21 protein-coding genes and 5 tRNA genes are annotated in these 25,968 nt (G+C 70.3%); 25 read left to right on the forward strand and 1 reads right to left on the reverse strand.

Annotated features, from left to right (window positions below; translation table 11 throughout):
• The first annotated feature begins 69 nt into the window (after positions 1-69).
• Complete coding sequence (locus ADEH_RS08160; RefSeq protein ID WP_011420633.1) at positions 70-1,392, forward strand: PhoH family protein; 1,323 nt, start codon at positions 70-72, stop codon at positions 1,390-1,392.
• A 496-nt stretch (positions 1,393-1,888) separates the two neighbouring features.
• Positions 1,889-2,176, forward strand: a complete 288-nt coding sequence (locus ADEH_RS08165; protein WP_011420634.1) for a DUF493 domain-containing protein — start codon at positions 1,889-1,891, stop codon at positions 2,174-2,176.
• Between the two features lie 7 nt (positions 2,177-2,183).
• Here ADEH_RS08165 and ADEH_RS08170 read toward each other — a convergent pair whose 3' ends face one another.
• On the reverse strand, positions 2,184-3,263 hold the full coding sequence (locus tag ADEH_RS08170; protein ID WP_011420635.1) for a diacylglycerol/lipid kinase family protein: 1,080 nt from the start codon (positions 3,261-3,263) through the stop codon (positions 2,184-2,186).
• Positions 3,264-3,542: 279 nt separating this feature from the next.
• Between ADEH_RS08170 and dnaK the strand changes: the two genes are divergently transcribed.
• From dnaK to ADEH_RS08285, 23 genes are all read left to right on the forward strand, one after another.
• Positions 3,543-5,441 carry a molecular chaperone DnaK gene (gene dnaK / locus ADEH_RS08175; RefSeq protein WP_011420636.1) on the forward strand — a complete coding sequence of 633 codons (1,899 nt, stop codon included), beginning with the start codon at positions 3,543-3,545 and terminating at the stop codon, positions 5,439-5,441.
• A 147-nt stretch (positions 5,442-5,588) separates the two neighbouring features.
• Complete coding sequence (locus tag ADEH_RS08180) at positions 5,589-6,530, forward strand: ATP-grasp domain-containing protein (RefSeq protein WP_011420637.1); 942 nt, start codon at positions 5,589-5,591, stop codon at positions 6,528-6,530.
• Positions 6,531-6,572: 42 nt separating this feature from the next.
• Positions 6,573-6,998: a hypothetical protein gene (locus ADEH_RS08185; RefSeq protein WP_011420638.1), complete on the forward strand. Its 426-nt coding sequence runs from the start codon at positions 6,573-6,575 to the stop codon at positions 6,996-6,998.
• Positions 6,999-7,003: 5 nt separating this feature from the next.
• Positions 7,004-7,774 (forward strand): 23S rRNA (guanosine(2251)-2'-O)-methyltransferase RlmB, encoded by a 771-nt coding sequence (gene rlmB / locus ADEH_RS08190; protein WP_011420639.1) that lies wholly within the window; start codon positions 7,004-7,006, stop codon positions 7,772-7,774.
• 104 nt (positions 7,775-7,878) lie between these two features.
• A tRNA-Thr gene (locus ADEH_RS08195) sits at positions 7,879-7,951 on the forward strand.
• 46 nt (positions 7,952-7,997) lie between these two features.
• Positions 7,998-8,080, forward strand: a tRNA-Tyr gene (locus ADEH_RS08200).
• A gap of 64 nt (positions 8,081-8,144) precedes the next feature.
• Positions 8,145-8,220 (forward strand) — tRNA-Gly (locus ADEH_RS08205).
• Between the two features lie 22 nt (positions 8,221-8,242).
• Positions 8,243-8,315: transfer RNA gene (locus ADEH_RS08210), tRNA-Thr, on the forward strand.
• A 65-nt stretch (positions 8,316-8,380) separates the two neighbouring features.
• On the forward strand, positions 8,381-9,571 hold the full coding sequence (gene tuf, locus ADEH_RS08215; protein ID WP_011420640.1) for an elongation factor Tu: 1,191 nt from the start codon (positions 8,381-8,383) through the stop codon (positions 9,569-9,571).
• Positions 9,572-9,586: 15 nt separating this feature from the next.
• Positions 9,587-9,745 carry a 50S ribosomal protein L33 gene (gene rpmG / locus ADEH_RS08220; protein ID WP_011420641.1) on the forward strand — a complete coding sequence of 53 codons (159 nt, stop codon included), beginning with the start codon at positions 9,587-9,589 and terminating at the stop codon, positions 9,743-9,745.
• A 13-nt stretch (positions 9,746-9,758) separates the two neighbouring features.
• A tRNA-Trp gene (locus ADEH_RS08225) sits at positions 9,759-9,834 on the forward strand.
• Positions 9,835-9,896: 62 nt separating this feature from the next.
• Positions 9,897-10,289 (forward strand): preprotein translocase subunit SecE, encoded by a 393-nt coding sequence (gene secE, locus ADEH_RS08230; RefSeq protein WP_011420642.1) that lies wholly within the window; start codon positions 9,897-9,899, stop codon positions 10,287-10,289.
• 110 nt (positions 10,290-10,399) lie between these two features.
• Positions 10,400-10,939: a transcription termination/antitermination protein NusG gene (gene nusG, locus ADEH_RS08235; RefSeq protein ID WP_011420643.1), complete on the forward strand. Its 540-nt coding sequence runs from the start codon at positions 10,400-10,402 to the stop codon at positions 10,937-10,939.
• Between the two features lie 87 nt (positions 10,940-11,026).
• Positions 11,027-11,473 (forward strand): 50S ribosomal protein L11, encoded by a 447-nt coding sequence (rplK, locus tag ADEH_RS08240; RefSeq protein WP_011420644.1) that lies wholly within the window; start codon positions 11,027-11,029, stop codon positions 11,471-11,473.
• 16 nt (positions 11,474-11,489) lie between these two features.
• Complete coding sequence (rplA, locus tag ADEH_RS08245; protein ID WP_011420645.1) at positions 11,490-12,194, forward strand: 50S ribosomal protein L1; 705 nt, start codon at positions 11,490-11,492, stop codon at positions 12,192-12,194.
• Positions 12,195-12,464: 270 nt separating this feature from the next.
• On the forward strand, positions 12,465-12,989 hold the full coding sequence (gene rplJ, locus ADEH_RS08250; RefSeq protein WP_011420646.1) for a 50S ribosomal protein L10: 525 nt from the start codon (positions 12,465-12,467) through the stop codon (positions 12,987-12,989).
• 92 nt (positions 12,990-13,081) lie between these two features.
• Positions 13,082-13,456, forward strand: a complete 375-nt coding sequence (gene rplL, locus ADEH_RS08255) for a 50S ribosomal protein L7/L12 (RefSeq protein ID WP_011420647.1) — start codon at positions 13,082-13,084, stop codon at positions 13,454-13,456.
• A 223-nt stretch (positions 13,457-13,679) separates the two neighbouring features.
• Entirely contained in the window at positions 13,680-17,948 is a 4,269-nt protein-coding gene (gene rpoB, locus ADEH_RS08260) for a DNA-directed RNA polymerase subunit beta (RefSeq protein ID WP_011420648.1), read from the forward strand.
• 100 nt (positions 17,949-18,048) lie between these two features.
• Positions 18,049-22,233 (forward strand): DNA-directed RNA polymerase subunit beta', encoded by a 4,185-nt coding sequence (gene rpoC / locus ADEH_RS08265; RefSeq protein ID WP_011420649.1) that lies wholly within the window; start codon positions 18,049-18,051, stop codon positions 22,231-22,233.
• Positions 22,234-22,662: 429 nt separating this feature from the next.
• A complete protein-coding gene (locus ADEH_RS08270; protein ID WP_011420650.1) occupies positions 22,663-23,388 on the forward strand; it encodes a sigma-70 family RNA polymerase sigma factor in 726 nt (241 codons plus the stop codon).
• A gap of 184 nt (positions 23,389-23,572) precedes the next feature.
• Positions 23,573-24,175, forward strand: a complete 603-nt coding sequence (locus ADEH_RS08275; RefSeq protein ID WP_011420651.1) for a FliH/SctL family protein — start codon at positions 23,573-23,575, stop codon at positions 24,173-24,175.
• Positions 24,172-25,479 (forward strand): FliI/YscN family ATPase, encoded by a 1,308-nt coding sequence (locus tag ADEH_RS08280; protein WP_011420652.1) that lies wholly within the window; start codon positions 24,172-24,174, stop codon positions 25,477-25,479. The genes ADEH_RS08275 and ADEH_RS08280 overlap by 4 nt, the downstream gene beginning before the upstream one ends.
• Positions 25,476-25,955, forward strand: coding sequence for a hypothetical protein (locus tag ADEH_RS08285; protein WP_011420653.1), 480 nt, complete (start codon positions 25,476-25,478; stop codon positions 25,953-25,955). Before ADEH_RS08280 ends, ADEH_RS08285 begins: the two co-directional genes overlap by 4 nt.
• The last annotated feature ends 13 nt before the right edge of the window (positions 25,956-25,968 follow it).

Here is a 25,968-nt window from a genome sequence, read left to right on the forward strand (position 1 = left end):
CCCGCGCCCTGCTAGACTTCGGTCCGCGCCGCCCGTCCCCCGGGCGGCCTCGCCCGGAGCCGCCCAGGCTTGAAAAAGAACTTCGTCCTCGACACCAACGTCCTGCTCCACGATCCGCGCAGCATCTTCGGCTTCGGAGACAACGACGTCGTCATCCCCATCTACGTGATCGAGGAGGTCGACAACTTCAAGCGCGACCTCTCGACGCTCGGCCGCAACGCGCGCCAGGTCTCGCGCTCGCTCGACGAGTTCCGCGCCCGGGGCAAGCTGCGCGAGGGCGTGCCCATCGGCGACGCCCACGGGCACCTCCGCGTGCTGGTGGCGGAGCACAAGCTCCCGCACGGCGTCGGGAACGGCCACACCATCGACGACCAGATCCTGGCGGTGGCGCTGGAGCTGGCGCAGCGCGAGCAGGACACCCCCACCGTCTTCGTCACCAAGGACACCAACCTCCGCATCCGCGCCGACGCGCTCGGGCTCCACGCCGAGGACTACGACGTCGAGGGCGTGGTGCTCGACGAGCTGTGGAGCGGCAGCTCGGTGCTGGACGTCTCGCCGGAGGACGTGAACGCGTTCTACGCGGGCGGCGCGCTGCCGGCGGAGGAGGGGCGCGAGCCGCCCCCGCCGAACGCGTTCGTGGTGCTGCGCGATCGCACCAACCCGCAGCACTCGGCGGTGGGGAAGTACAGCGCCTCGAAGCAGGCGTACGTGCCGCTCATCAAGACGCCGAAGGAGGGCGTCTGGGGGATCCGGCCGCGCAACAAGGAGCAGTCGTTCGCGCTCGACCTGCTGCTCAACGACGAGGTGCGCCTGGTCACCATCGTCGGCAAGGCCGGCACCGGCAAGACGCTGCTCGCCATCGCCGCCGGCCTGCAGAAGACCATGGAGGACGGCGTCTACCAGAAGATGCTGGTCTCCCGGCCGATCTTCCCGCTGGGCCGCGACCTCGGCTACCTGCCGGGCTCGGTGGAGGAGAAGCTCAACCCCTGGATGCAGCCGATCTTCGACAACGTCGAGTACCTCATGAACCTGTCGCGCTCGGAGAAGAAGGCCGGGCGCGGGTACCACGAGCTGCTCGACCTGGGCATCCTCGAGATCGAGCCGCTCACGTACATCCGCGGCCGCTCGATCCCCAACCAGTTCATCATCGTGGACGAGGCGCAGAACCTGACGCCGCACGAGGTGAAGACCATCATCACGCGCGTCGGCGACGGGACCAAGATCGTCCTCACCGGCGACCCGTACCAGATCGACAATCCCTACGTGGACCAGACCAACAACGGCCTCATCCACGTGGTGAACCGCTTCATGCACGAGCGGCTGGCCGGGCACATCACGCTGGAGAAGGGCGAGCGCAGCCCGCTCGCGGAGCTCGCTGCGAATCTATTGTAACGGGGCTGCGCCCCGCCCCACGGAGCGGAGCTCCGCGGGGCCCCACCCTGCTGCGCGGGGCCCGTGACCTCGCGCGCCCGCCTTCGCGGGCTCGCGCGCGGTCCCCGCGGGCGCGCCTGACGGCGCGCGGTCAGGGCCGCGATCGACTCGTTCCGGGCTGCGCCCCGCCCCACGGAGCGGAGCTCCGCGGGGCCCCACCCTGCTGCGCGGGTCCCGTGACCTCGCGCGCCCGCCTTCGCGGGCTCGCGCGCGGTCCCCGCGGGCGCGCCTGACGGCGCGCGGTCAGGGCCGCGATCGACTCGTTCCGGGCTGCGCCGCGCCCCACGGAGCGGAGCTCCGCGGGCCCCACCCTGCTGCGCGGGTCCCGTGACCTCGCGCGCCCGCCTTCGCGGGCTCGCGCGCGGTCCCCGCGGGCGCGCCTGACGGCGCGCGGTCAGGGCCGCGATCGACTCGTTCCGGGCTGCGCCGCGCTCCACCCGCGGATAGGTTGCTCCCGATGACGAACCGGGCCGATCCCACGCCGCCGGCCGCGCCGGCGCTCGAGTACCCGCTCCGCTACACCTTCAAGGTGATGGGGCTGGCGGCCGACGACTTCGCCGAGCACGCGCGGCGGCTGGTGGCCCGCGGCGTGGGCGAGGCCCCGGCGATCGACGTGACCGTTCGCGCCTCGTCGGGCGGGAAGTACCACTCGGTGAGCGTGGCGGTGCGGCTGGAGTCGGAGGCGCAGCGGCGCGCGGTCTACCAGCTGCTCTGGCAGGACGAGCGCGTCGTCTACTACCTGTGACCGCCGCTCAGGCGACGGCGCAGGGGGTGCCGAAGTCCACCAGGTCCACCGGCCGCGGCGCCATCCCGAACGTCAGCTCGTCGCGCCAGCCCTCGGCGTCGCCGCCGATCTGCAGCGGCATCGGCTTCTCGAAGCGCATGGCCACGCGGTCGGCGTGGAAGTCGAGCAGCCCGCGGTGCGCGAAGCGGCCGGACCAGATGCTCGGGACGCTGGTGAGCAGCGTGCGGATGGGGATGGCGGTGGCCACCCGGACCTGCATCATGCCCGGCGCCTGCTCGGCGAACGGGAAGGCGCGCAGGCCGAGGCCGTAGTACGGGACGGTGCTCGCGGCGGCCATCATGCACGGGCCGGCGTAGAGCAGCTCGCCGTGGGCGATGGGGCGGCCGACGCGGTTGCCGCGCCCGTCGAGGCGCCAGGCCGGGCGGCCCACGTTCACGATCTCGCAGTAGGTGGGGCGCCGCTCGACCAGGCACCGCGGCGCGGAGCGCAGCGCGATGGCGAGGCCGTAGCCGCTCGCGCCCAGGCCCAGGCGCCGGAGCGGCGTGCCGGCGAGCTGCGACTTCAGCCAGATGTAGTCGTTCAGCACGGCGGCGTCGATGCCGACGCCCGCGAACGGGGTGAGGCGGTCGCCGCAGGAGACGAGGTCGAGGCGGCGGACGCGGCCGACCTCGCCGCGGACGAACCGGAGCAGGTCCTGCACGTGCCGCCGCGGGGTCGCGCCCACCACGCCGGCCACCGCGTTGCCGGTCCCGAGGGCGAGCACGCCGAAGCAGGGCGGCCGGGCCGCGCGCCGCTCCGCGCTCTCGAGGATCCGGTTCACCCAGGACACGAACGTCCCGTCGCCGCCGCCCGTGAACACCGTGCGGTAGCGCCGGGTCACCACCTCGTCGGCGATGGCCGCGGCCTCGTCGGCGCAGCGCGACACGAAGAGGTGCTCGTCCGGCAGCACCGAGGAGAGCGCGCGGCGCACGCCGGGCGTCACCTGCTTCGCGTTCGCGTTGAGGAGGACGGCCACGTCGGCGCCCGGCGGGGCGAACGGCTGTTCGAACCCGTGGGACCGCTCGGCGGTGGCGACCATTCGAAGCATGGAGTTCCCTTGCGAGGCTGTGACGCGGATGTCCGGGTTCCCTGAGCAAGCAGGGTGCCACGGCGCGTCACCATGGCAAAACCGTGGCATCCCGGCAGCTTATTCGCCTGTGCGGCAGCCTGTGCGGGGAGCGTGGGACGCGTCGCCCGGGTGGCAGTGCGTCGCGCGCTACGCAGCGCGCCGTCGCCCGCCCGCCGGGGCGCCGGGGGCGCGAGCGCGCCGTTTGACAGGGTTCGCCGCGGACTTACGTTGCCCCCCGTCCAGGAGGACTTTCGAACCATGGCCAAGATCATCGGCATCGACCTCGGCACCACGAACAGCGTGGTCGCGGTGATGGAGGGGAAGGATCCCGTCGTCATCACCAACGAGGAAGGCTCCCGGCTCACCCCGAGCGTGGTCGCCTATACGAAGGAAGGGGAGCGGCTCGTCGGGCAGGTGGCCAAGCGCCAGGCCATCACCAACCCCGAGAAGACCGTCTACTCGATCAAGCGCTTCATGGGCCGGCGCTTCGGCGAGGTGCAGGACGAGATGAAGCGCGTCCCGTACCACGTCGCCGAGGGCCCGAACGGCGACGCGCGCATCGAGATCGACGGCAAGCAGTACTCGCCGCCGGAGATCAGCGCGCAGGTGCTGCTCAAGCTGAAGCGCGCCGCCGAGAACTACCTCGGCGAGAAGGTGACCGACGCCGTCATCACCGTGCCGGCGTACTTCAACGACTCGCAGCGCCAGGCGACCAAGGACGCGGGCGAGATCGCCGGCCTGAACGTCCGGCGCATCGTCAACGAGCCGACCGCGGCCGCGCTCGCGTACGGCCTCGACAAGAAGAAGAACGAGAAGATCGCCGTCTACGACTTCGGCGGCGGCACGTTCGACATCTCGATCCTCGAGGTCGGCGAGAACGTGGTCGAGGTGCTCGCCACCAACGGCGACACGCACCTCGGCGGCGACAACATCGACCAGCAGGTCATCGACTGGCTGATCGCCGAGTTCAAGAAGGACACCGGCATCGACGTGTCGAAGGACAAGATGGTGCTCCAGCGCCTGAAGGAGGCGGCGGAGAAGGCGAAGATCGAGCTCTCCTCGATGATGGAGACCGAGATCAACCTGCCGTTCCTCACCGCCGACCAGACCGGCCCGAAGCACCTGTCGGTGAAGCTCTCGCGCGCCAAGCTCGAGCAGCTCGTCGAGGCGCTCGTCGAGCGGTCCATCGAGCCGACCCGGCGCTGCCTGGCCGACGCCAAGCTCCAGCCGTCGCAGATCGACGAGGTGGTGCTGGTCGGCGGCCAGACCCGCATGCCGAAGATCGTCGAGACGGTGAAGCGGTTCTTCGGCAAGGAGCCGAACCGGACCGTCAACCCGGACGAGGTGGTGGCGGTGGGCGCGGCGGTGCAGGCCGGCGTGCTCTCCGGCGAGGTGAAGGACATCCTGCTGCTCGACGTGACGCCGCTCTCGCTCGGCGTCGAGACGCTGGGCGGCGTGATGACCCGGCTCATCGAGCGGAACACCACCATCCCGGCGAAGCGGTCGGAGACGTTCTCCACCGCGTCGGACAGCCAGACGTCGGTGGAGATCCACGTGCTGCAGGGCGAGCGCGAGATGGCGCGCGACAACCGCACGCTGGGCCGCTTCCACCTGGAGGGCATCCCGCCCGCGCCGCGCGGCATGCCGCAGATCGAGGTCACGTTCGACATCGACGCGAACGGCATCCTGAACGTCTCCGCGAAGGACAAGGGGACCGGCAAGGAGCAGAAGATCACCATCAGCCACTCGTCCGGCCTGGCGAAGGACGAGGTCGAGAAGATGGTGGCCGACGCCCAGTCGCACGAGACCGAGGACAAGGCGCGCCGCGAGGAGGTCGAGCAGCGGAACCGGGCGGAGAACCTCGCCTACCAGATGGAGAAGCTGCTCAAGGACAACAAGGACAAGCTCGCCGCCGCCACGGTGAAGGAGATCGAGGACGCGGTGCAGGAGGTCCACAAGGTCCGCGAGAAGGGCACCGCGGCCGAGGTGAAGGCGGCCATGGAGCGCCTCGAGAAGGCCAGCCACAAGGCGGCCGAGGAGCTCTACAAGACCGCCGCGCCGGGCGGTCCGGGCGAGGGCGCGCCGCCTCCGGGCGGCCCCGCGGCCGAGGAGAAGCCGAAGGACAACGTGGTGGACGCGGAGTTCAAGCAGGTCTAGCGCGGCACCGCCGCGTGGAGACGGGCCGCCTGGCGCCGCCGGGCGGCCCGTCGTGCGTCCGGCGTCCGGGCGGGGCGGGCCGGGGCGCCGCGCGTCGAGCTCCAGCGCGCCTCGCTTTTCGGGCGCCCCCGCCTTAATGTCGCGCCCGTGCACCTCACGGTCCTGTCGCGCTCGAGCGAGATCTACACCACGCGCCGCCTGGTCGAGGCGGCGCGCGCCCGCGGGGTCCGCTCGCGGGTCGTCGATCCGCTCGAGGTGGAGATGGGGCTGTTCGACCAGGCGCCGCAGGCCTACTGGCGCGGCAAGCGCTTCCCGCGCACCGACGTGGTCGTGCCGCGGATCGGCCTGTCCATCCACCAGTACGGCCTCTCGGTGGTGAACCAGCTCGAGCTGCTCGGGATCCCGGCGCTGAACGGCGCCTACGGCATCGCCGCCAGCCGCAACAAGATGCGCAGCCTGCAGATGCTCTCCGCCGCCGGCGTGCCGGTGCCGCGCACCGTCATGGCCAGCGACCCCTCCGGCCTGAAGGACATGGCGCGGCTGGTGGGCGGCGTCCCGGTGCTGGTGAAGCTGCTCTCCACCAGCGAGAAGTCGGGCGTGATGATCTGCGAGACGCTGCAGTCGCTGGAGGCGGCGCTCGAGGCCATCCTGGGCCTCGGCCAGAACATCGTGGTGCAGCAGTACCTGAAGGGCGCGAAGGGGCGGGACCTGCGCGCCCTGGTGGTGGGCGGCGAGGTCATCGCGGCGATGCGGCGGCGGCCGCCGGTCGGCCGCTTCTCGCGCAACCTGCGGCGCGGCGCGCAGTTCGAGCAGGTGAGCCTGCCGCCCGCCTACGCGCGGGCCGCCGCGCAGGCGGCCCGGGTGCTCCAGCTCGAGGTCTGCGCGGTGGACATGCTCGACGTGAAGGGCACGCCGCGGGTCTTCGAGGTGAACTCCTCGCCCTCCATCCGCGAGGCGGAGACCGCGTGCGGCGTGGACGCCGCCGGGCGGATCGTGGAGCGCGCCATGGCGCTGGTGCGCCGCGGGAGCGCCCCGGCCGGCGCGGGGCGGCGCCGGCGCGACGGCGCGGCCGCGGCGGCGCGTCCCTGAATGCGTGGCCGGCCCCGGCCGTCCCTGGTATAGAGCCCGACCATGCGCACCCTCGCACTCGCCCTCGCGCTCCTGCTCGCCCCCGCGGCGTCCCGCGCCGACGCGGCGTCCGACGCCGCCGCGAAGAGCTACCGGATCGACACCGAGGGCACCACGCGGTCGGTGAAGGCCGGCGCGGCCGGCAAGCTGGTGATCTCGATCGTCCCGGTGGCGGGCACGCACGTGCACCCGCAGGCGCCGCTCAAGATCACGCTCTCGGCGACGCCGGGGCTCACGCTCTCCAAGGACCGGCTCGGCCACAAGGACGCGGTGGACCCGAAGGCGGAGGGGCCGCGCTTCGAGGTGCCGTTCACCGCGGCCCAGGCCGGCGTCCAGGAGGCGCGGGCGAAGGTGGACTTCTTCATCTGCTCCGACCAGTGGTGCGTGAAGCAGGCGCGCGACGTGTCGGTCCCGGTCAAGGTCGAGTAGGCGCGATGCGCGTCGTCTACGGCGTGAACCAGGTGCGCGAGCTGCTCCGCGCCGGGGGCGGCGACGTCGCCGAGGTGTGGCTGGCCGAGGGCGGCACCCGCGGCGCGGCGTTCGCGGAGCTGGAGCGGCTCGGGCGGGGGGCCGGCGCCAAGGTGCGCGCGGCGCCGCGCGCCAAGCTCGACCGGCTGGCCGGCACCGACCGGCACCAGGGCGTGGTCGCGGTGGTGGCCGACTTCCGCTACGCGGAGCTGGAGGACCTGCTCGCGCGCGCGCAGGCCAGCGGGCGCCCGCCGCTCCTGGTGGTGCTCGACGGCGTCGAGGACCCGCACAACCTCGGGGCCATCATCCGTTCGGCGCACGCGCTCGGCGCGCACGGCGTCGTCATCCCGCGCGACCGCGCGGTGGGCGTCACGCCGGCGGTGGCGAAGGCCTCGGCCGGCGCGGTGGAGCGCTGCCCGGTGGCGCGCGTCACCAACGTCGCGAAGACGCTCGAGCGGCTGAAGGAGGCGGGCATCTGGTCGGTCGCGTTCGCCGCCGACGGCGAGCGCGCCCTCGGCGAGGTCGATCTGAAGGGGCCGACCGCGCTCGTCCTGGGCAGCGAGGGGGAGGGGCTGCGGCCGCTGGTGCGCCGCACCTGCGACCTCTCCGCGCGGATCCCCATGTCGGGTGATCTCGACAGCTTGTCGGTCTCCGCGTCGGCCGCGGTCGCCCTCTACGAGGCCGCGCGGCAGCGCGCGGGCACCCCGTCGAAATCAGCGGTCGAAATGCGTCCTTGACAAGATGGGGCCACTCATTTTAAAGACCGCCCTCCACAACGGACGGCGGTGGTTCGCCCGAGCCGTGCCCGAGGGATGACGGTCGTGGATTCGGGAAGGATTTTGCTGGCGTAGCTCAGCTGGTAGAGCAGCTGCCTTGTAAGCAGCAGGTCGCGGGTTCGAATCCCACCGCCAGCTCAGCGAGCCGTGGGGTTCACGCAGCGTCATCGAGGTGAAGACATCTGGAGGGGTTCCCGAGCGGCCAAAGGGAGCAGACTGTAAATCTGCCGGCTTACGCCTTCGGTGGTTCGAATCCACCCCCCTCCACTGAGCAGGACCGGATAGCAGCAACTCGCTGGGCGAGAAGCGAAGAAGAGGTTCGGGAAAACTTGCGGGAATAGCTCAGTTGGTAGAGCGTCAGCCTTCCAAGCTGAATGTCGCGGGTTCGAATCCCGTTTCCCGCTCCAGTGAGGTCGGATCAAAGGAATTGCCCTCGTAGCTCAGTCGGTAGAGCGCGTCCTTGGTAAGGACGAGGTCTCCAGTTCAATCCTGGACGAGGGCTCTCAGTCACTCCGTCGCGGTAGCCGAGTCATCCGGCGCACGCGCCAACAGCAGGGAGCGTACCCAATGGCCAAGGAGAAGTTCGAGCGCAGCAAGCCGCACGTGAACGTCGGGACGATCGGGCACGTGGACCACGGCAAGACGACGCTGACGGCGGCGATCACGAAGGTGCTGGCGCAGAAGGGCGGGGCGCAGTTCCTGGCGTACGACCAGATCGACAAGGCGCCGGAGGAGCGCGAGCGCGGGATCACGATCGCGACGGCGCACGTGGAGTACCAGACGGAGAAGCGGCACTACGCGCACGTCGACTGCCCGGGCCACGCGGACTACGTGAAGAACATGATCACCGGGGCGGCGCAGATGGACGGCGCGATCCTGGTGGTGTCGGCGGCGGACGGTCCGATGCCGCAGACGCGCGAGCACATCCTGCTGGCCCGCCAGGTGGGCGTGCCGTACATCGTGGTCTTCCTGAACAAGGTGGACATGGTGGACGACAAGGAGCTCCTGGATCTGGTGGAGCTGGAGGTCCGGGAGCTGCTGAGCGAGTACGACTTCCCGGGCAACGAGATCCCGATCGTGAAGGGGTCGGCGCTGAAGGCGCTGGAGGGCGACAAGGGCGAGCTCGGGGAGCAGGCGATCTTCAAGCTGATGGAGGCGGTGGACGCCTACATCCCGACGCCGCAGCGCGCGACGGACAAGCCGTTCCTGATGCCGGTCGAGGACGTGTTCTCGATCTCGGGCCGCGGGACGGTGGCGACGGGGCGCGTGGAGCGCGGGATCGTGAAGGTCGGCGAGGAGGTCGAGGTCGTCGGGCTGAAGGCGACGGCGAAGACGGTGGTGACCGGCGTCGAGATGTTCCGCAAGCTGCTGGACGAGGGGCGTGCGGGCGACAACATCGGGGCGCTGCTGCGCGGCCTGAAGCGCGAGGAGGTGGAGCGCGGTCAGGTGCTGGCGAAGCCGGGGTCGATCACGCCGCACACGAAGTTCAAGGCCGAGGTGTACGTGCTGACGAAGGAGGAGGGTGGTCGTCACACCCCGTTCTTCAACGGCTACCGGCCGCAGTTCTACTTCCGGACGACGGACGTGACGGGGTCGGTGCAGCTGCCGCAGGGAGTCGAGATGGTGATGCCGGGCGACAACATCGGGATGGAGGTGGAGCTGATCACCCCCATCGCGATGGAGAAGGAGCTCCGGTTCGCCATCCGCGAGGGCGGCCGCACGGTCGGCGCGGGCGTGGTCGCCGAGGTCATCCAGTAAGGAAAGAAGGACGTCATGGCCGGCAATCGCAGCATCATCACGCTCGAGTGCAAGACCTGCAAAGAGCGGAACTACACGACCACCAAGAACAAGAAGAAGACGCAGGACAAGCTCACGCTCTCCAAGTACTGCCCGCGCTGCCGCAAGCACGTGGAGCACAAGGAGACGAAGTAGCCGCGCGGCACCTAGGCCAGTAGCTCGAACGGTAGAGCAGCGGTCTCCAAAACCGCGGGTTGGGGGTTCGAATCCCTCCTGGCCTGCCAGACAGAACGGGGCGGGGCCGTCTGCGGGCGGCCCCGCCCTCCGAAGCCGAAGGTCGAGGGTCATGGACAACGTCGGCGGGGTCGATCAGCCGAAGCGCGTCGTAGCGATCTTCTACGTGCTCGCGGCCATCGCGCTGGGGATCTTCCTGGAGAAGGTCCTCGAGCTGTCGCTCGGGTACGCGGGCGTCAACGACTTCGCGGTGTTCAGCGACTGGACGCTGTCCACGGTGGCGGGCTTCGCGCTCGCCATCGCGACCGCGGTGGTGGTCTGGCGGATCCCGAAGACGCAGCAGGTGTCGCTGGAGGTGGCGCTCGAGCTCCGGCGGGTCACCTGGCCGACCATGCGCGAGACGCGCGCCGCCACCGTGGCGGTGATCGTCGCGTCCGCCGTGGCGGCGGTCATCCTCGGTCTCTTCGACCTCGTCTGGAGCTGGCTGAGCTCGAAGATCTACTGAGGTCCCCGCGTTCTTCGCGGCCGGGACGGAGCCGCGGCGGTTGGGGGCCGCCAGCACGGCTCCATCGGCGTTTTCTGGAATCGACGCGCGGGCGACGGAACGGAGCGGTCATGGCGAAGAAGTGGTACGTCGTCCACACCTACTCGGGGTTCGAGAACAAGGTGAAGAAGTCGCTCGACGAGCGCATCCGGCAGCACGCGCTGCAGGACTCGTTCGGCGAGGTGCTCATCCCGATGGAGGTGGTCCAGGAGATGGTGAAGGGGGAGAAGAAGACCTCCAAGCGGAAGTTCTTCCCCGGCTACATCCTGGTGAACATGGAGATGAACCTGCAGACCTGGCACCTCGTGAAGGGGACGCCGAAGGTCACCGGGTTCGTGGGCAACGCCAAGACGCCGGACCAGGTCCCGGCGGTGTCCGACATCGAGGTGCAGCGCCTCACCACCCAGATCTCCGAGGGCTCGCTCAAGCCGAAGCCCAAGGTGCAGTTCGAGGAGGGCGACTCGGTCCGCGTGACCGACGGCCCGTTCTCGAACTTCAACGGCACCGTCGAGGAGGTCAAGCCGGACAAGGGCAAGCTCCGGGTGCTGGTCTCGATCTTCGGCCGCGCCACGCCGGTCGAGCTCGACTTCATGCAGGTGGAGAAGACCTAGCCTTTGCAGGGCCCCGCGGCGTCCGCCGCGGGGGGAACGACGGCGTGGGAGAGCGATGAGCTCGCTTGCACCACGCGAGGAGCAACGATGAAGAAGGTCACGGGACAGATCAAGCTGCAGCTCCCCGCCGGAAAGGCGAACCCGGCCCCGCCCGTGGGCCCGGCGCTCGGCCAGCACGGCGTCAACATCATGGAGTTCTGCAAGCAGTTCAACGCGGCGACGCAGGCCCAGGCGAAGGAAGCCCTCATCATCCCGGTCATCATCACGGTGTACCAGGACCGGTCCTTCACCTTCGTCCTGAAGACCCCGCCCGCCGCGATCCTCCTCAAGAAGGCGGCCGGCCTCCACACGGAGAAGAAGAAGGGCTCCGGCGCGCACAAGCCCGGCAAGGAGAAGGTCGGGCAGGTGACGCGCAAGCAGGTGGAGCAGATCGCGAAGACCAAGATGCAGGACATGACGGCGGGCACCCTGGAGGCCGCGATGCGGACCGTCGAGGGGACCGCCCTGTCCATGGGCATCGAGATCGTCGGCTAGCCGGGAGGACACGCACATGGCTCACGTTGCGAAGAAGTACAAGGCGGCCGCCGAGAAGGTGGATCGCGCCAAGCGCTACAAGCTCGACGAGGCGATGAGCCTCGTGAAGCAGACCGCCACCAAGAAGTTCGACGAGACGGTGGACGCGTCCATCAACCTGGGCGTGGACCCGAAGCACGCCGACCAGGTGGTCCGCGGCGCCGTCGTGCTGCCGCACGGCATGGGCAAGACCGTCCGCCTGGCGGTGTTCGCGAAGGGCGACAAGGCCAAGGAGGCCCAGGAGGCCGGCGCGGACATCGTCGGCGCCGAGGACCTGGCCGAGAAGATCCAGGGCGGCTTCATGGACTTCGACAAGCTCATCGCCACCCCGGACATGATGGGCGTGGTCGGCCGCCTCGGTAAGATCCTCGGGCCCCGCGGCCTGATGCCGAACCCGAAGGTCGGCACCGTCACGATGGACCTCGCCCGCGCCGTGAAGGAGCAGAAGGCCGGCAAGGTCGAGTTCCGCGTCGAGAAGGCGGGCATCGTGCACGTGCCGTTCGGGAAGGCCTCCTTCGATCCGGAGAAGCTGAAGGCGAACTTCAGCGCGATCATGGAGGTCATCTACAAGGCGAAGCCGCAGACGGCGAAGGGCGTGTACGTCAAGAACGTCACCCTGAGCACCACCATGGGCCCCGGCATCAAGCTGGACCTGGCGGAGCTCGCCGCGCAGCACGCGTAAGCGCTTCAGGAGTTCCCGGCGGCAATCTCGCCGCCGGGGTTCTGGTCCAAGACAGCGGGCCCGCTGCCACCGCTCCGGTGCGAGCGCAGTTCGGAGCGGACAGCGGCCAAGCGGATCCTCGCGGATCCGACCCGCCGAGACGGGAACTGCGATTCACCGCAGCGTCCCCTGCTTGGCCAGGGGGTTTTCGTACCGGACGTCCGGTCCGAGACCCGAACGACGCCGAGCCCGGCGCGACGCGCCGGCCGGCCGGAGAGGTGGTGAGTCAACTTGAACCGGACGGAAAAAGAGCAGGTCATCGGTGAGCTCCACGAGAAGATGGCGAAGGCGAAGGCGGCCATCGTCGCGGAGCCGAAGGGGCTGAACGTCGCGGTCGTCACGGATCTTCGCAAGAAGCTCCGCGACGCGAAGATCGACTACCGCATCGTGAAGAACACCCTCGCCGCGCGCGCCGCCAAGGGCACGCCGGTGGAGCCGGTGGCGGATCGGTTCGTGGGGCCGACGGCCCTCGTCATGTCGTACGACGACGTCGTCACCCCGGCGAAGCTCCTCGCGGACTTCATGAAGGACCGCGAGAACTTCGTCATCAGGACCGCGATCATCGAAGGCAAGGTCGTCGACGCGAAGGGCGTTCAGGCCCTCGCGAAGCTGCCGGGCCTGAAGGAGCTCCGCGGCCAGATCGCCGCGATGATCGCCCAGCCCGCGACCAAGCTCGCGCGCCTCGTCGGCACCCCTGGCCAGCAGCTGGCCCGGGTGGTCGGCGCCCGCCACGAGCAGCTCGAGAAGCAGGGTTAAACGGTACGTGAACCGCCCGCGCGCGGTTGCGCGGGCCAATGAGACGCATCGGGCCGTCAGGGACGGCCCGGCGGAGAGAAGAGGAAGAAGCGATGGCCGATCTGAATGCGATCGTTGAGCAGCTCTCGGGCCTCACCATCATGGAGGCCGCGGAGCTGGTGAAGCAGCTCGAGGAGAAGTGGGGCGTGTCCGCCGCCGCCGCTCCGGTGATGATGGCCGGTGGCCCCGCCGCCGCCGCGGCGCCGGTCGAGGAGAAGACCGAGTTCACGGTGGTCCTCGCCGACGCCGGCGCGAACAAGATCAACGTGATCAAGGAGGTCCGCGCGATCACGGGCCTCGGCCTCAAGGAGGCCAAGGACCTGGTCGAGGGCGCGCCGAAGGAGGTCAAGGCCGGCGTCGCCAAGGCCGAGGCCGAGGAGCTCAAGAAGAAGCTCGAGGCCGCTGGCGCCAAGGTCGAGGTCAAGTAGGACCGTTCGCCGTTCCTGGGCACGGCGGGGCGGGGTTGCAAGCCGCCCCGCCGTGGCCCACGTTGGAATCTTTGACGGGCGAGGGTCGAGCCGTTACAAACCCCCATCCCATCAACGATTCCTGGATTTCCGGCCGCTCGGCCGGGCGACGCAGGATAGCCGGCCCGGCGGCCGGCTAGACCCTTTTGTGGCGGGTCTCGTTGGGGAAAGAGGACCGAAATCGATGGCGACGACGATTCAGAACAACTTCCGGATCCGGCGGAACTTCGGGAAGATCAACAAGATCGCCGAGATCCCCAACCTCATCGCCATCCAGAAATTCTCCTACGACAAGTTCTTGCAGGCCGACGTCCCGCCCGAGAAGCGGGACGATACCGGTCTCCAGGGGGTCTTCAAGTCCGTCTTCCCCATCAAGGACTTCAACGAGACCAGCTCGCTCGAGTTCGTGAGCTACCACCTCGAGAAGCCCAAGTACGACGTGGACGAGTGCCACCAGCGCGGGATGACGTACTCCGCGCCGATCAAGGTGGTCGTCCGCCTGGTCGTCTGGGACAAGGACGAGGAGACGGGCGCGCAGTCCATCCGCGACGTCAAGGAGCAGGAGGTCTACTTCGGCGAGATCCCGCTCATGACGGAGAACGGGACCTTCATCATCAACGGGACCGAGCGCGTCGTCGTCAGCCAGCTCCACCGCTCCCCGGGCGCGTTCTTCGACCACGACAAGGGCAAGAGCCACTCGTCCGGCAAGCTGCTCTACAACGCCCGGATCATCCCGTACCGCGGCTCGTGGATCGACTTCGAGTTCGATCACAAGGACATCCTCTACGTCCGCATCGACCGGCGCCGCAAGCTGCCGGCCACGGTGCTGCTGCGCGCGCTCGGCGCGACGCCGGACACGGCCAAGAAGGACCCGGTGGAGTTCCACGGGTCGGCCGAGGAGATCCTCAAGTACTACTACGACACCGAGACGATCCGGGTGGAGGGGAAGGGCAAGTTCGAGAAGGACCTCGTCCCCGACCTGCTCAAGGGCCAGCGCGCCACGCGCGACATCCGCGATCCCAAGTCGAGCGAGGTGATCGTCAAGAAGAACCGCAAGTACACCGAGAGCGCGATCAAGAAGCTGGTCGCGGCGAAGATGAAGTCGCTCCCGGTGGAGCCGGAGGAGGTCTACACCAAGATCTCCGCCGAGGACGTGGTGGACGAGACCACGGGCGAGGTGCTCCTCGAGGTGAACGAGGAGGTCACCGAGGCCAAGGTCGAGGAGCTGCGCAAGCGGAACATCAACGAGTTCAAGGTCCTCTTCATCGACAACCTGAACATCCTGCCCGCGCTCCGCGACACGCTCATGCAGGACAAGATCTCCACGCCGGAGGAGGCGATCATGGAGATCTACCGCCGCCTCCGCCCCGGCGACCCGCCGACGCCGGAGACCGCGACGAACCTCTTCGTCAACCTGTTCTTCAACGCCGAGCGCTACGACCTGTCGAAGGTCGGCCGCCTCAAGCTGAACTACAAGTTCGGCATCGAGGAGCCGCTCGAGAACACGGTCCTCACCAAGCGCGACATCCTCGAGGTCGTCCGCTTCCTCATCGACCTCAAGAACGGCAAGCCGAACAAGGACGTGGACGACATCGACCACCTCGGCAACCGCCGCGTCCGCGCGGTGGGCGAGCTGCTCGAGAACCAGTACCGCATCGGCCTGGTGCGCATGGAGCGGGCGATCAAGGAGCGCATGAGCCTCCAGGAGATCGAGACGCTCATGCCGCACGACCTGATCAACGCGAAGCCGGTGACCGCGGTGATCAAGGAGTTCTTCGGGTCGAGCCAGCTCTCGCAGTTCATGGACCAGACGAACCCGCTCTCCGAGGTCACGCACAAGCGGCGCCTCTCGGCCCTCGGGCCGGGCGGCCTGACCCGCGAGCGCGCCGGCTTCGAGGTGCGCGACGTCCACTCCACGCACTACGGCCGCATCTGCCCGATCGAGACGCCGGAAGGCCCGAACATCGGCCTGATCGCGTCGCTGTCCACCTACGCCCGCGTGAACGAGTACGGCTTCGTCGAGACGCCGTACCGCAAGGTGGAGAAGGGCCGGGTGACCGACGAGGTGACCTTCTACTCCGCGCTCGAGGAGGAGAAGCACATCATCGCCCAGGCGAACGCGCCGGTGGACAAGAAGGGCAACTTCACCGAGGCGAAGGTCTGGTGCCGCAAGGAGGGCGAGTACATCTACGTCCGCCCGGACGAGGTGGACCTGATGGACGTGAGCCCGAACCAGCTCGTGTCCGTGGCCGCCTCGCTGGTGCCGTTCCTCGAGAACGACGACGCGAACCGCGCGCTCATGGGCTCGAACATGCAGCGCCAGGCGGTGCCGCTGCTCCGCACCCAGGCGCCGCTGGTGGGCACCGGCATCGAGGCCATCGTGGCCCGCGACTCCGGCGTGACCACGGTCGCGAAGCGCGACGGCGTGGTGCAGTCGGTGGACGCCTCGCGCATCGTGGTGAAGGCCGACGTGCCGACCTCGGCGACCGACGTCGCCAACGAGGTCGACATCTACAACCTCATCAAGTACCAGCGCTCCAACCAGAACACCTGCATCAACCAGAAGCCCATCGTGAAGCCGGGCGAGCGGGTGCGGAAGGGCGACGTCATCGCCGACGGCCCGGCCACCGAGATGGGCGAGCTCGCGCTCGGCCAGAACGTGGTGGTCGCGTTCATGCCGTGGCAGGGCTACAACTTCGAGGACTCCATCCTCCTCTCCGAGCGCCTCATCAAGGAGGACGTGTTCACGTCGGTGCACATCGAGGAGTTCGAGTGCGTCGCGCGCGACACCAAGCTCGGCAAGGAGGAGATCACCCGGGACATCCCGAACGTCGGCGAGGAGGCCCTCAAGGACCTCGACGAGTCCGGCATCATCCGCATCGGCGCCGAGGTGAAGCCCGGTGACATCCTGGTCGGCAAGATCACGCCGAAGGGCGAGACCCAGCTCTCGCCGGAGGAGAAGCTCCTCCGCGCCATCTTCGGCGAGAAGGCCGGCGACGTCCGCGACAGCTCGCTGCGCGTGCCGCCGGGCGTCTCCGGCACGGTGATCAACGCCAAGGTGTTCAGCCGCAAGGGCGTCGAGAAGGACGAGCGCGCCAAGGCCATCGAGGAGATGGAGGAGGCGAAGCTCCTCAAGGACCAGAACGACGAGATCCGCATCATCCAGGACTCGGCGTTCCAGAAGATCCGCCGCCTGCTCCTCGGCAAGGAGGTCACGGCCCGCCTGGTGGACGACAAGGGCGAGCAGCTCCTGAAGAAGGGCGACGTCCTCGACGACGCGCTGCTCGACACCGTCCCGCAGCGCTACTGGGGCGAGATCGCCGTCGCCGGCGACGTGCAGGACCTGGCGCGGAAGATCATCGACAACTTCGAGGAGCAGAAGGAGCTCGTGAAGCTGCTCTTCGGCGAGAAGATCGGCCGCCTGAAGAAGGGCGACGAGCTGCCGCCGGGCGTCATCAAGATGGTGAAGGTGTACGTCGCCATCAAGCGCAAGCTGGCCGTCGGCGACAAGATGGCCGGCCGCCACGGCAACAAGGGCGTGGTCTCGCGCGTGCTGCCCGAGGAGGACCTGCCGTACCTCGAGGACGGCACCCCGGTGGACATCGTGCTCAACCCGCTCGGCGTGCCGTCGCGCATGAACGTCGGGCAGATCCTCGAGACGCACCTGGGCTGGGCCGCGCGCAACGTCGGCCTCCGGCTGCAGGAGATGATCGAGAAGGAGTACGGCCCCGAGCAGCTGCGCAAGAAGCTCCGCGCCGCGTTCGCCGGCACCGAGGGCGGCCCCGCCAGCGATCGGCTGGCCGCGCTCATCGACGACGTGCCCGAGAAGGAGCTGCCGAAGCTGGCGCAGAAGCTCCGCCGCGGCATGCACGTCGCGACCCCGGTGTTCGACGGCGCCCGCGAGGACGAGATGAAGGCCCTCATGGAGGAGGGCTCCGCGACGCTGCAGTCGATCCTGTTCGACGGCCGCACCGGCGAGCCGTTCGACCAGGACGTGACGGTGGGCGTCATGTACATGCTGAAGCTGCACCACCTCGTGGACGAGAAGATCCACGCCCGGAGCATCGGGCCGTACTCGCTCGTCACGCAGCAGCCGCTGGGCGGCAAGGCCCAGTTCGGCGGCCAGCGCCTGGGCGAGATGGAGGTCTGGGCGATGGAGGCCTACGGCGCGGCCTACTCGCTCCAGGAGTTCCTCACGGTGAAGTCCGACGACGTGGTCGGCCGCACCCGCATGTACGAGGCGATCGTCAAGGGCGAGAACACGCTCGAGTCCGGGCTGCCCGAGTCGTTCAACGTGCTCATCAAGGAGCTCCAGAGCCTCGCGCTCGACGTGGAGCTGCTCGAGACGCCGGAGGCGCAGGCGGCGCGCGAGGCCGCCGAGCGCGACCTCGGCGGCGGCCCGCTGGGCGCGCCGCGCGGCGCGGTCGCGTCGGGGGAGAAGAGCAGCGCGTAGCGCGCGCGTCCGGGGCCGCGCCCTCCCTCTCCCCGCCAGGGCGGGGAGGGGGCCGGCGCGAGGGTGCTGATCAGGTTTCCCAGCTTTCCAGGGAGTCGACGTGAAGGACATCTTCAATTTCTTCGAGAAGCCGAAGGACCCGCTCTCGTTCTCGGCCATCCGGATCTCGCTCGCGAGCCCGGACAAGATCCGGCAGTGGTCGCACGGCGAGGTGAAGAAGCCGGAGACCATCAACTACCGGACGTTCAAGCCGGAGCGGGACGGCCTCTTCTGCGCGAAGATCTTCGGCCCGGTGAAGGACTACGAGTGCAACTGCGGCAAGTACAAGCGCATGAAGCACCGGGGCGTGGTCTGCGAGAAGTGCGGCGTCGAGGTGATCCAGTCCAAGGTGCGCCGTGAGCGGCTCGGCCACATCACGCTGGCCACGCCGGTCGCGCACATCTGGTTCCTGAAGTCGCTGCCCAGCCGCATCGGCAACCTGCTCGACATCACGCTGAAGGACCTGGAGAAGGTTCTTTACTGCGAGTCGTACATCGTCATCGACCCGAAGGAGACCACCTTCCAGCGGGGCGAGCTCCTCTCCGAGGACCGCTACCAGAAGGCGCTCGACGAGTTCGGCGACGACGCGTTCTCCGCCGGCATGGGCGGCGAGGCGGTGCTCGGCCTGCTCCGCGGCGTCGGCCCGGCCAGCAAGGAGCACGGCGAGGGCATCCCCGGCCTCGCCAACGAGCTGCGCGCCGAGATGAAGGAGGCCACCAGCGACGCGAAGCGGAAGAAGATCGCCAAGCGCCTGAAGGTGGTGGAGGCGTTCGTCGCCTCCGGCAACAAGCCGGAGTGGATGATGCTGGAGGTCATCCCGGTGATCCCGCCGGACCTCCGCCCGCTCGTCCCGCTCGACGGCGGCCGCTTCGCGACCTCCGACCTGAACGACCTCTACCGGCGCGTCATCAACCGCAACAACCGCCTGAAGCGGCTCCAGGAGCTGAACGCCCCCGACATCATCATCCGCAACGAGAAGCGGATGCTGCAGGAGGCGGTGGACGCGCTGTTCGACAACGGCCGGCGCGGCAAGACCATCACCGGCCCGAACAAGCGGCCGCTGAAGTCGCTCTCCGACATGCTGAAGGGCAAGCAGGGCCGGTTCCGCCAGAACCTGCTCGGCAAGCGCGTGGACTACTCCGGCCGCTCGGTGATCGTGGTCGGCCCGGAGCTCAAGCTCCACCAGTGCGGCCTGCCCAAGATCATGGCGCTCGAGCTGTTCAAGCCGTTCATCTACAACAAGCTCGAGGAGAAGGGGTACGTCACCACCATCAAGAGCGCGAAGAAGATGGTGGAGAAGGAGCGCCCCGAGGTCTGGGACATCCTCGACGAGGTGATCCGCGAGCACCCGGTGCTCCTCAACCGCGCCCCCACGCTCCACCGCCTCGGCATCCAGGCGTTCGAGCCGGTGCTGATCGAGGGCAAGGCCATCCAGCTCCACCCGCTGGTCTGCACCGCCTTCAACGCCGACTTCGACGGCGACCAGATGGCCGTGCACGTGCCGCTCTCCATCGAGGCGCAGATGGAGGCCCGCGTGCTCATGATGAGCACGAACAACATCCTGTCCCCGGCGCACGGCAAGCCGATCATCGTGCCGTCGCAGGACATCGTGCTCGGCATCTACTACATGACCCGCGAGCGCGCGTTCGCGCGCGGCGAGGGCAAGGTGTTCGCGAGCCCGGAGGAGGTCCGCGCCGCGTACGACCAGGGCGAGGTGGACCTGCAGGCGAAGGTCTGGGTCCGCATGGACGGCAAGCGGGTCGAGACGACCGTCGGCCGCGTGCTGCTCTACGACATCGTCCCGCGCCGGCTGTCCTTCGACGCCATCAACAAGGTGATGGACAAGAAGCAGCTGCAGGGCCTCATCGACCTGACCTACCGCCTGTGCGGCGAGAAGGAGACCGTCCTCCTCGCCGACCGCGTCCGCTCGATGGGCTACGGGAACGCCACCCGGGCCGGCATCTCGATCGCGCTCGACAACATGGTGATCCCGCGGAAGAAGGTGGACCTGCTCGAGCGCGCCACGCGCGAGGTGGACGACATCCAGGCCCAGTACACCGAGGGCCTCATCACCATCGGCGAGCGGTACAACAAGGTCATCGACATCTGGGCCCAGGTCACCGAGGAGGTGGCGCAGGAGATGATGGGCGAGATCGGGACCGAGACCGCGGTGGGGACGGGCAAGGACGGCAAGCGCGAGGAGCGCCGGCAGCCGTCGTTCAACCCGATCTACATCATGGCCGACTCGGGCGCCCGCGGCTCCGCGCAGCAGATCCGGCAGCTCGCCGGCATGCGCGGCCTGATGGCCAAGCCGTCGGGCGAGATCATCGAGACCCCGATCACGGCGAACTTCCGCGAGGGCCTCAACGTCCTCCAGTACTTCATCTCGACGCACGGCGCCCGCAAGGGCCTCGCCGACACGGCGCTCAAGACCGCGAACTCCGGCTACCTGACCCGCCGCCTGGTGGACGTGGCCCAGGACGCGATCATCACCGAGTACGACTGCGGCGCGATGGACGGCATCACGCTCGGCGCGCTGGTCGAGGGCGGCGAGATCATCGAGCCGATGGGCGAGCGCATCCTCGGCCGCGTCGCGCTCGACGACATCCTCGACGCGTTCTCCGGCAACGTGCTGGTGAAGGCCAACGAGGAGATCGACGAGGGCAGGGTCAAGCTCATCGAGAACTCGGGCATCGACAAGGTGAAGATCCGCTCGGTGCTCACCTGCCAGGCGCGGCGCGGCATCTGCGTCGAGTGCTACGGGCGCGACCTCGCCCGCGGGCGCAAGGTGAACATCGGCGAGGCGGTCGGCGTCATCGCCGCCCAGTCGATCGGCGAGCCGGGCACCCAGCTGACGATGCGGACGTTCCACATCGGCGGCGCGGCGTCGCGGCGGGCCGAGCAGTCCACCATCGAGAACCGCAACGCCGGCCTGATCAAGTTCAACAACGTGAGCGTGGCCAAGAAGCACGACGGCACGCTCATCGTGATGAACCGGAACGGCGAGATCATCGTCACCGACGACCAGGGCCGCGAGCGCGAGCGCTACGGCGTGGTGTACGGCGCCAAGCTGCTGGTCCGCGAGGGCCAGAAGGTCGAGGCGAACCAGCTGCTGGCCGAGTGGGATCCCTACTCGATGCCGATCATCACCGAGGTGGCCGGCCGCGTGAAGTACGGCGACCTCGTGGACGGCGTCACCATCAGCGAGCAGGTGGACGAGATCACCGGCCTGGCCCGCAAGGCGGTCATCGCCTCCAAGGACCCGGACGCCCGGCCGCGCATCTCGATCAAGGACGAGGAGGGCAAGACCAAGAAGCTCGCCAACTCCGACGCCGACGCCCGCTACATGCTGCCGGAGGGCGCGAACCTGGTGGTGAACGACGGCGACGAGGTGGACGCCGGCGACGTCATCGCCAAGATGCCCCGCGAGACCACCAAGACCAAGGACATCACCGGCGGTCTCCCGCGCGTCGCCGAGCTCTTCGAGGCCCGCAAGCCCAAGGAGCACGCGGTCATCTCCGAGATCGACGGCGTGGTGGCGTTCGGCAAGGACACCAAGGGCAAGCGCAAGGTGGTCATCACGCCCGAGGTGGACGGCAAGCTCCGGCCCGATCTCGCGAAGGAGTACCTGATCGGCAAGGGCAAGCACATCTCCGTCCACACCGGCGACCGCGTCCGCGCGGGCGAGGCGCTCATGGACGGCGCCGCGAACCCGCACGACATCCTGCGGGTGCTCGGTGAGAAGGAGCTCGCGCGCTGGCTGGTGGACGAGGTGCAGGAGGTCTACCGGCTCCAGGGCGTGAAGATCAACGACAAGCACATCGAGACGATCGTGCGGCAGATGCTGCGCCGCGTGCGGATCGTGGACGTGGGCGACACCGAGTTCCTGGCGGACGAGCAGGTCGAGAAGTTCGCGTTCGAGGAGGAGAACGAGCGCGTGCTGAAGGCCGGCGGCCGCGCCGCCCAGGGTGAGCCGCTGCTGCTCGGCATCACCAAGGCGTCGCTCTCGACCGAGTCCTTCATCTCGGCCTCGTCGTTCCAGGAGACCACGAAGGTGCTGACCGAGGCCGCCATCAGCGGCAAGGTGGACTACCTGCGCGGCCTGAAGGAGAACGTCATCATGGGCCGCCTGGTGCCGGCCGGCACCGGCCTCGGGGCCTACAAGCACCTCGACATCGAGGTGGAGACCCCGGTGGACGCGGTCGAGGAGGCGGAGGAGGCCCTGGCCGTCGGGGCGGAGGAGTAGCGAGCCGCCCGGCGAACGCCTCGCCGAGACCAAGGGTCCGGTCCCAGAAGGGGCCGGGCCCTTTCCTTTTTGATCGGGCGCATGAAGTTGTCCGGGCCGGTAAGCACCCGCTTATCGGCTGTGGCGGACCGCCGCGCCTCGGCCGCCCCGATCGGAGTTCGGTTTCGACTTGATCTGCCGCAAGCCCAGTGGTTTGACGTGGGACAGGCGGGCGCTCGCATGGGACCGGAATGCGGAATCCGGGCTCATGTTCATATTGGCGGAATCCGGAGACGACGGCGCGGCGGCAGAGCAGGGGACGGCGAAGAAGCCCGTCGTGGCGGTCGGTTCCGGGCTACTTGACTGATTCGGTCCATTAATCTAACCTGACGTTACGTAACCTCCCCGAGATGGATTGACGCAGGACAGGACAGGTAGAGAGGCAACGGAATGAGGACGGCGAGCACGCAGAGAGGCAGCAAGGAGTTCGATGAGCTGGCCCCCTACCTCAAGGCGGTCCGCGACTTTCCGCCGCTCACCCGCGAGGACGAGCACGCGCTCGCCATCCGCGCGCGCAAGGGCGAGGTGTCGGCGAAGCAGAAGCTGGTCCGGCACAACCTCGCGTTCGTGGTCGCCATCGCGCGCAAGCAGCGCCGGGGCACGGTGCGGCTCGACGACCTGATCCAGGAGGGCAACGTCGGCCTGATGCGCGCCGTCGAGAAGTTCGACCCGCACGCCGGCACGCGCTTCTCGACGTACGCGGTGTGGTGGATCCGCGCCTACATCGGGAAGTACCTCAAGGAGGCGCGCTCGACGGTGCGGCCGCAGAGCGGCACCGTCGCCCAGCCGGACCTGTCGCTCGACAGCGCCATCGACGAGGAGGGTGACGCCACCCACCTCGAGCGCATCGAGGACGACGGCCCCGGGCCGGAGGACACCTACCTGTCCGGCGAGGGGGACCGCGAGGTCCGCGACGCGCTCGGCAAGGTCCGCAAGCGGATCGGCGAGCTGGGCTGGGACATCGTGCACAACCGGCTCGAGCAGGACCAGCCGCGCACGCTGGAGGAGATCGGGAAGCGCTGGGGCGTGTCGCGCGAGCGCGTCCGCCAGGTGGAGCTGAAGACGAAGCAGTTCCTGCACCGGTACCTCCAGCCCGTCGAGCGCGACGCCGCCTAGCCCGGGCGCAGCTCCGCGCCGCGTCCCGCGGCCAACCCGAGGCCCGCCCCCGAACCGGAGGCGGGCCTCGTCGTCTCTCCGGACCCCGTCCCCGCCCGCGCGGCCGCCGCAAGGGGCCCCTTCGCGCAGCGTGCGGGTCCGGCCCCTTACCCGTAGTAGAATCGGCGCCCGGCGCGGAGGGCGCATGTCGAGGGTGCTGAAGGACGGCCCGGGCGGCCGTCGCATCGCGGGCGCGGTCTACGAGGCGGGCGAACGGGCGCGCGCGCTCGTGGAGGAGGCGCGCGCCGAGGCCGCGCGGCTCCGCGAGGCGGCCGGCGCGGAGCGGGACGCGGTCCGCGCCGAGGCGGTGCGGGAGGGCCGCGAGGAGGGGCTGGCCCGGGCCGCGGCCGCGCTCGCGACCGCCGGCGAGGCGCGCGCGGCTCGCCTCGCCGGGCTCGAGCGCGAGGTGGCGCGCCTGGCGCTCGACGTCGCGCGCCAGCTGCTCGGGCGCGAGCTGGCGGCGGCGCCGGAGGCGGTGGCCGACCTCGCGGCGCAGGCGCTGGTCCGGGCGCGCGAGCGGCGCGAGGTGGTCCTGCGGGTGAGCCCGGCCGACGCGGCCCGCCTGCGCGCCGAGCCGGCCCGCTCGCGGCTGGCGGGGCTCCTGGCGCGCCCGGAGGGGCCGGCGCTGCGCGAGGACCCGGGGCTCCCGCCCGGCGCGGTGGTGGTCGAGACCGAGGCCGGGCGCATCGACGCGCGCGTGGAGGCCCAGCTCGCCGCGCTGGAGCGCGCGCTGGAGGAGGCGCCGTGACCGTGGACCTGGGGCGGGTGCGCACCGCGCTGGGGGAGGCCGCGCCGCTCCCGCTGCGCGGCCGGGTGACCCGGCTCACCGGCCTGGTGCTGGAGGCGGCGGTCGGCGGCGTCCGGCAGGGCGAAGCGGTGGAGCTCCGCGCGCCCGGGCGCGAGCCGCTGCTGGCGGAGGTGGTCGGGCTACGCGACGACCGCGCCGTGCTGGTGCCGTTCGGCGAGCTCGGCGGCGTGGGGCTCGACGCGGAGGTCATCCCCACCGGCCGGCCGCACGCCATCCGCGTCGGGCCCGGGCTGCTGGGGCGGGTGCTGGACGGCCTGGGCCGGCCGCTCGACGGCGCGCCGCTGCCGGCCGGGCTGGAGGAGTGGGCGGTGGATCGGCCCGCGCCGAACCCGCTCGCGCGCCGCCCGGTGGCGGCGCCGCTCCCGCTCGGCGTGCGGGTGCTCGACGGCCTCCTCACCGCCGGGGAGGGGCAGCGGATCGGGCTGTTCGCCGGCTCCGGCGTGGGCAAGTCCACGCTGCTCGGCCAGCTCGCCCGCGGCGCGCGCGCCGACCTGTGCGTGGTGTGCCTCGTCGGCGAGCGCGGGCGCGAGGTGCGCGAGTTCCTGGAGGGGCCGCTGGGGGCGGACGGGCTGGCGCGCAGCGTGGTGGTGGCGGCCACCAGCGACGCGCCGGCGCTGGTGCGCCTCAAGGCCGCGCACGTGGCCACCGCGGTGGCGGAGTGGTTCGCGGAGCGCGGCGACCGGGTGCTCCTGCTGGTGGACTCGGTGACGCGCTACGCCCGCGCGCTCCGCGAGGTGGGGCTGGCCGCGGGCGAGCCGCCGGCGCGGCAGGGCTACCCGCCCTCGGTGTTCGCGGCGCTGCCGCGGCTGCTGGAGCGGGCCGGCAACCGCGCCCGCGGCGGGATCACCGCCGTGTACACGGTGCTGGTGGCGGGCGGCGACCTCGAGGAGCCCATCGCCGACGAGGTCCGGGGCATCCTCGACGGGCACGTGGTGCTCGACCGCGCGGTGGCGGCCGGCGGCCGCTTCCCGGCGGTGGACCCGCTCCAGAGCCTCTCGCGCGTCATGCCCGCGGTGGCGGGCCCGGACCACCTGGCGGCGGCCGGCCGGGTGCGGGCGCTGCTCGCGGCGCACGCGCGCGTGCGCGACCTGGTGGCGCTCGGCGCCTACCGCGCGGGCGGGGATCCCGAGGCGGACCTGGCCCTGGCGCGGCTGCCGGCGCTCGAGGCGTTCCTCCGGCAGCCCCTCGGCGAGCCGGCGCCGTTCGAGGAGACGCTGCGGCGGCTGGAGGCGCTGGCCGGGTGAGCGGCGAGGCGTTCCCGCTCGCCGCGCTGGAGGCGCTCCGGCGGCGCGAGGAGGACGCGGCGCGCGCGGCGGTCGCGGCGTCCCGGGCGTCGCTGGAGGCCGCCGAGGCCGCGCGCGCGGGGGGCGCGGCGGCGCTCGAGCTGGCGCGCCGGGCGGCCCGGGCGGCGGGGCGGGCGGTGCCGGCCCCGGGCTCCGCGGCGGCGCTCGCCGCCGGCGCCCGCCACGCGGCGCGGCTGCGGGACGAGACGGAGGCGCTCGCGGCCGCGCTCCGGGGCGCGGAGGCGGCGGTGGTCGCGCGCGGGGAGGCCCTCGAGGCCGCCCTGGCCGCACTGAGGGCCGCGTCGCGCGCCCGCGAGGTGCTGGAGCGGCGGCGCGCCGGCTGGGAGGCAGCGCGCCGGCGCCGGGCGGACCGGGCCGCGGAGGCGGAGCAGGACGACCGCGGCGGCGCCAGCCCGCCGGGCGACGGCGAGCCGTGAGCGCGCGCGTCCG

It is taken from the genome of Anaeromyxobacter dehalogenans 2CP-C, from assembly GCF_000013385.1.
Lineage (GTDB): Bacteria > Myxococcota > Myxococcia > Myxococcales > Anaeromyxobacteraceae > Anaeromyxobacter > Anaeromyxobacter dehalogenans_B.

What these genes read in the sequence shown, in the direction of transcription:
- rplK (WP_011420644.1), top strand. Translation starts at nt 11,027, where the DNA reads ATGAAGAAGGTCACGGGACAGATCAAGCTGCAGCTCCCCGCCGGAAAG.
- rpoB (WP_011420648.1), top strand. Translation starts at nt 13,680, where the DNA reads ATGGCGACGACGATTCAGAACAACTTCCGGATCCGGCGGAACTTCGGG.
- ADEH_RS08185 (WP_011420638.1), top strand. Translation starts at nt 6,573, where the DNA reads ATGCGCACCCTCGCACTCGCCCTCGCGCTCCTGCTCGCCCCCGCGGCG.
- ADEH_RS08170 (WP_011420635.1), bottom strand. Translation starts at nt 3,263, where the DNA reads ATGCTTCGAATGGTCGCCACCGCCGAGCGGTCCCACGGGTTCGAACAG.
- rlmB (WP_011420639.1), top strand. Translation starts at nt 7,004, where the DNA reads ATGCGCGTCGTCTACGGCGTGAACCAGGTGCGCGAGCTGCTCCGCGCC.
- rplL (WP_011420647.1), top strand. Translation starts at nt 13,082, where the DNA reads ATGGCCGATCTGAATGCGATCGTTGAGCAGCTCTCGGGCCTCACCATC.
- nusG (WP_011420643.1), top strand. Translation starts at nt 10,400, where the DNA reads ATGGCGAAGAAGTGGTACGTCGTCCACACCTACTCGGGGTTCGAGAAC.
- ADEH_RS08270 (WP_011420650.1), top strand. Translation starts at nt 22,663, where the DNA reads ATGAGGACGGCGAGCACGCAGAGAGGCAGCAAGGAGTTCGATGAGCTG.
- rpmG (WP_011420641.1), top strand. Translation starts at nt 9,587, where the DNA reads ATGGCCGGCAATCGCAGCATCATCACGCTCGAGTGCAAGACCTGCAAA.
- dnaK (WP_011420636.1), top strand. Translation starts at nt 3,543, where the DNA reads ATGGCCAAGATCATCGGCATCGACCTCGGCACCACGAACAGCGTGGTC.
- tuf (WP_011420640.1), top strand. Translation starts at nt 8,381, where the DNA reads ATGGCCAAGGAGAAGTTCGAGCGCAGCAAGCCGCACGTGAACGTCGGG.
- secE (WP_011420642.1), top strand. Translation starts at nt 9,897, where the DNA reads ATGGACAACGTCGGCGGGGTCGATCAGCCGAAGCGCGTCGTAGCGATC.
- rplA (WP_011420645.1), top strand. Translation starts at nt 11,490, where the DNA reads ATGGCTCACGTTGCGAAGAAGTACAAGGCGGCCGCCGAGAAGGTGGAT.
- ADEH_RS08275 (WP_011420651.1), top strand. Translation starts at nt 23,573, where the DNA reads ATGTCGAGGGTGCTGAAGGACGGCCCGGGCGGCCGTCGCATCGCGGGC.
- ADEH_RS08165 (WP_011420634.1), top strand. Translation starts at nt 1,889, where the DNA reads ATGACGAACCGGGCCGATCCCACGCCGCCGGCCGCGCCGGCGCTCGAG.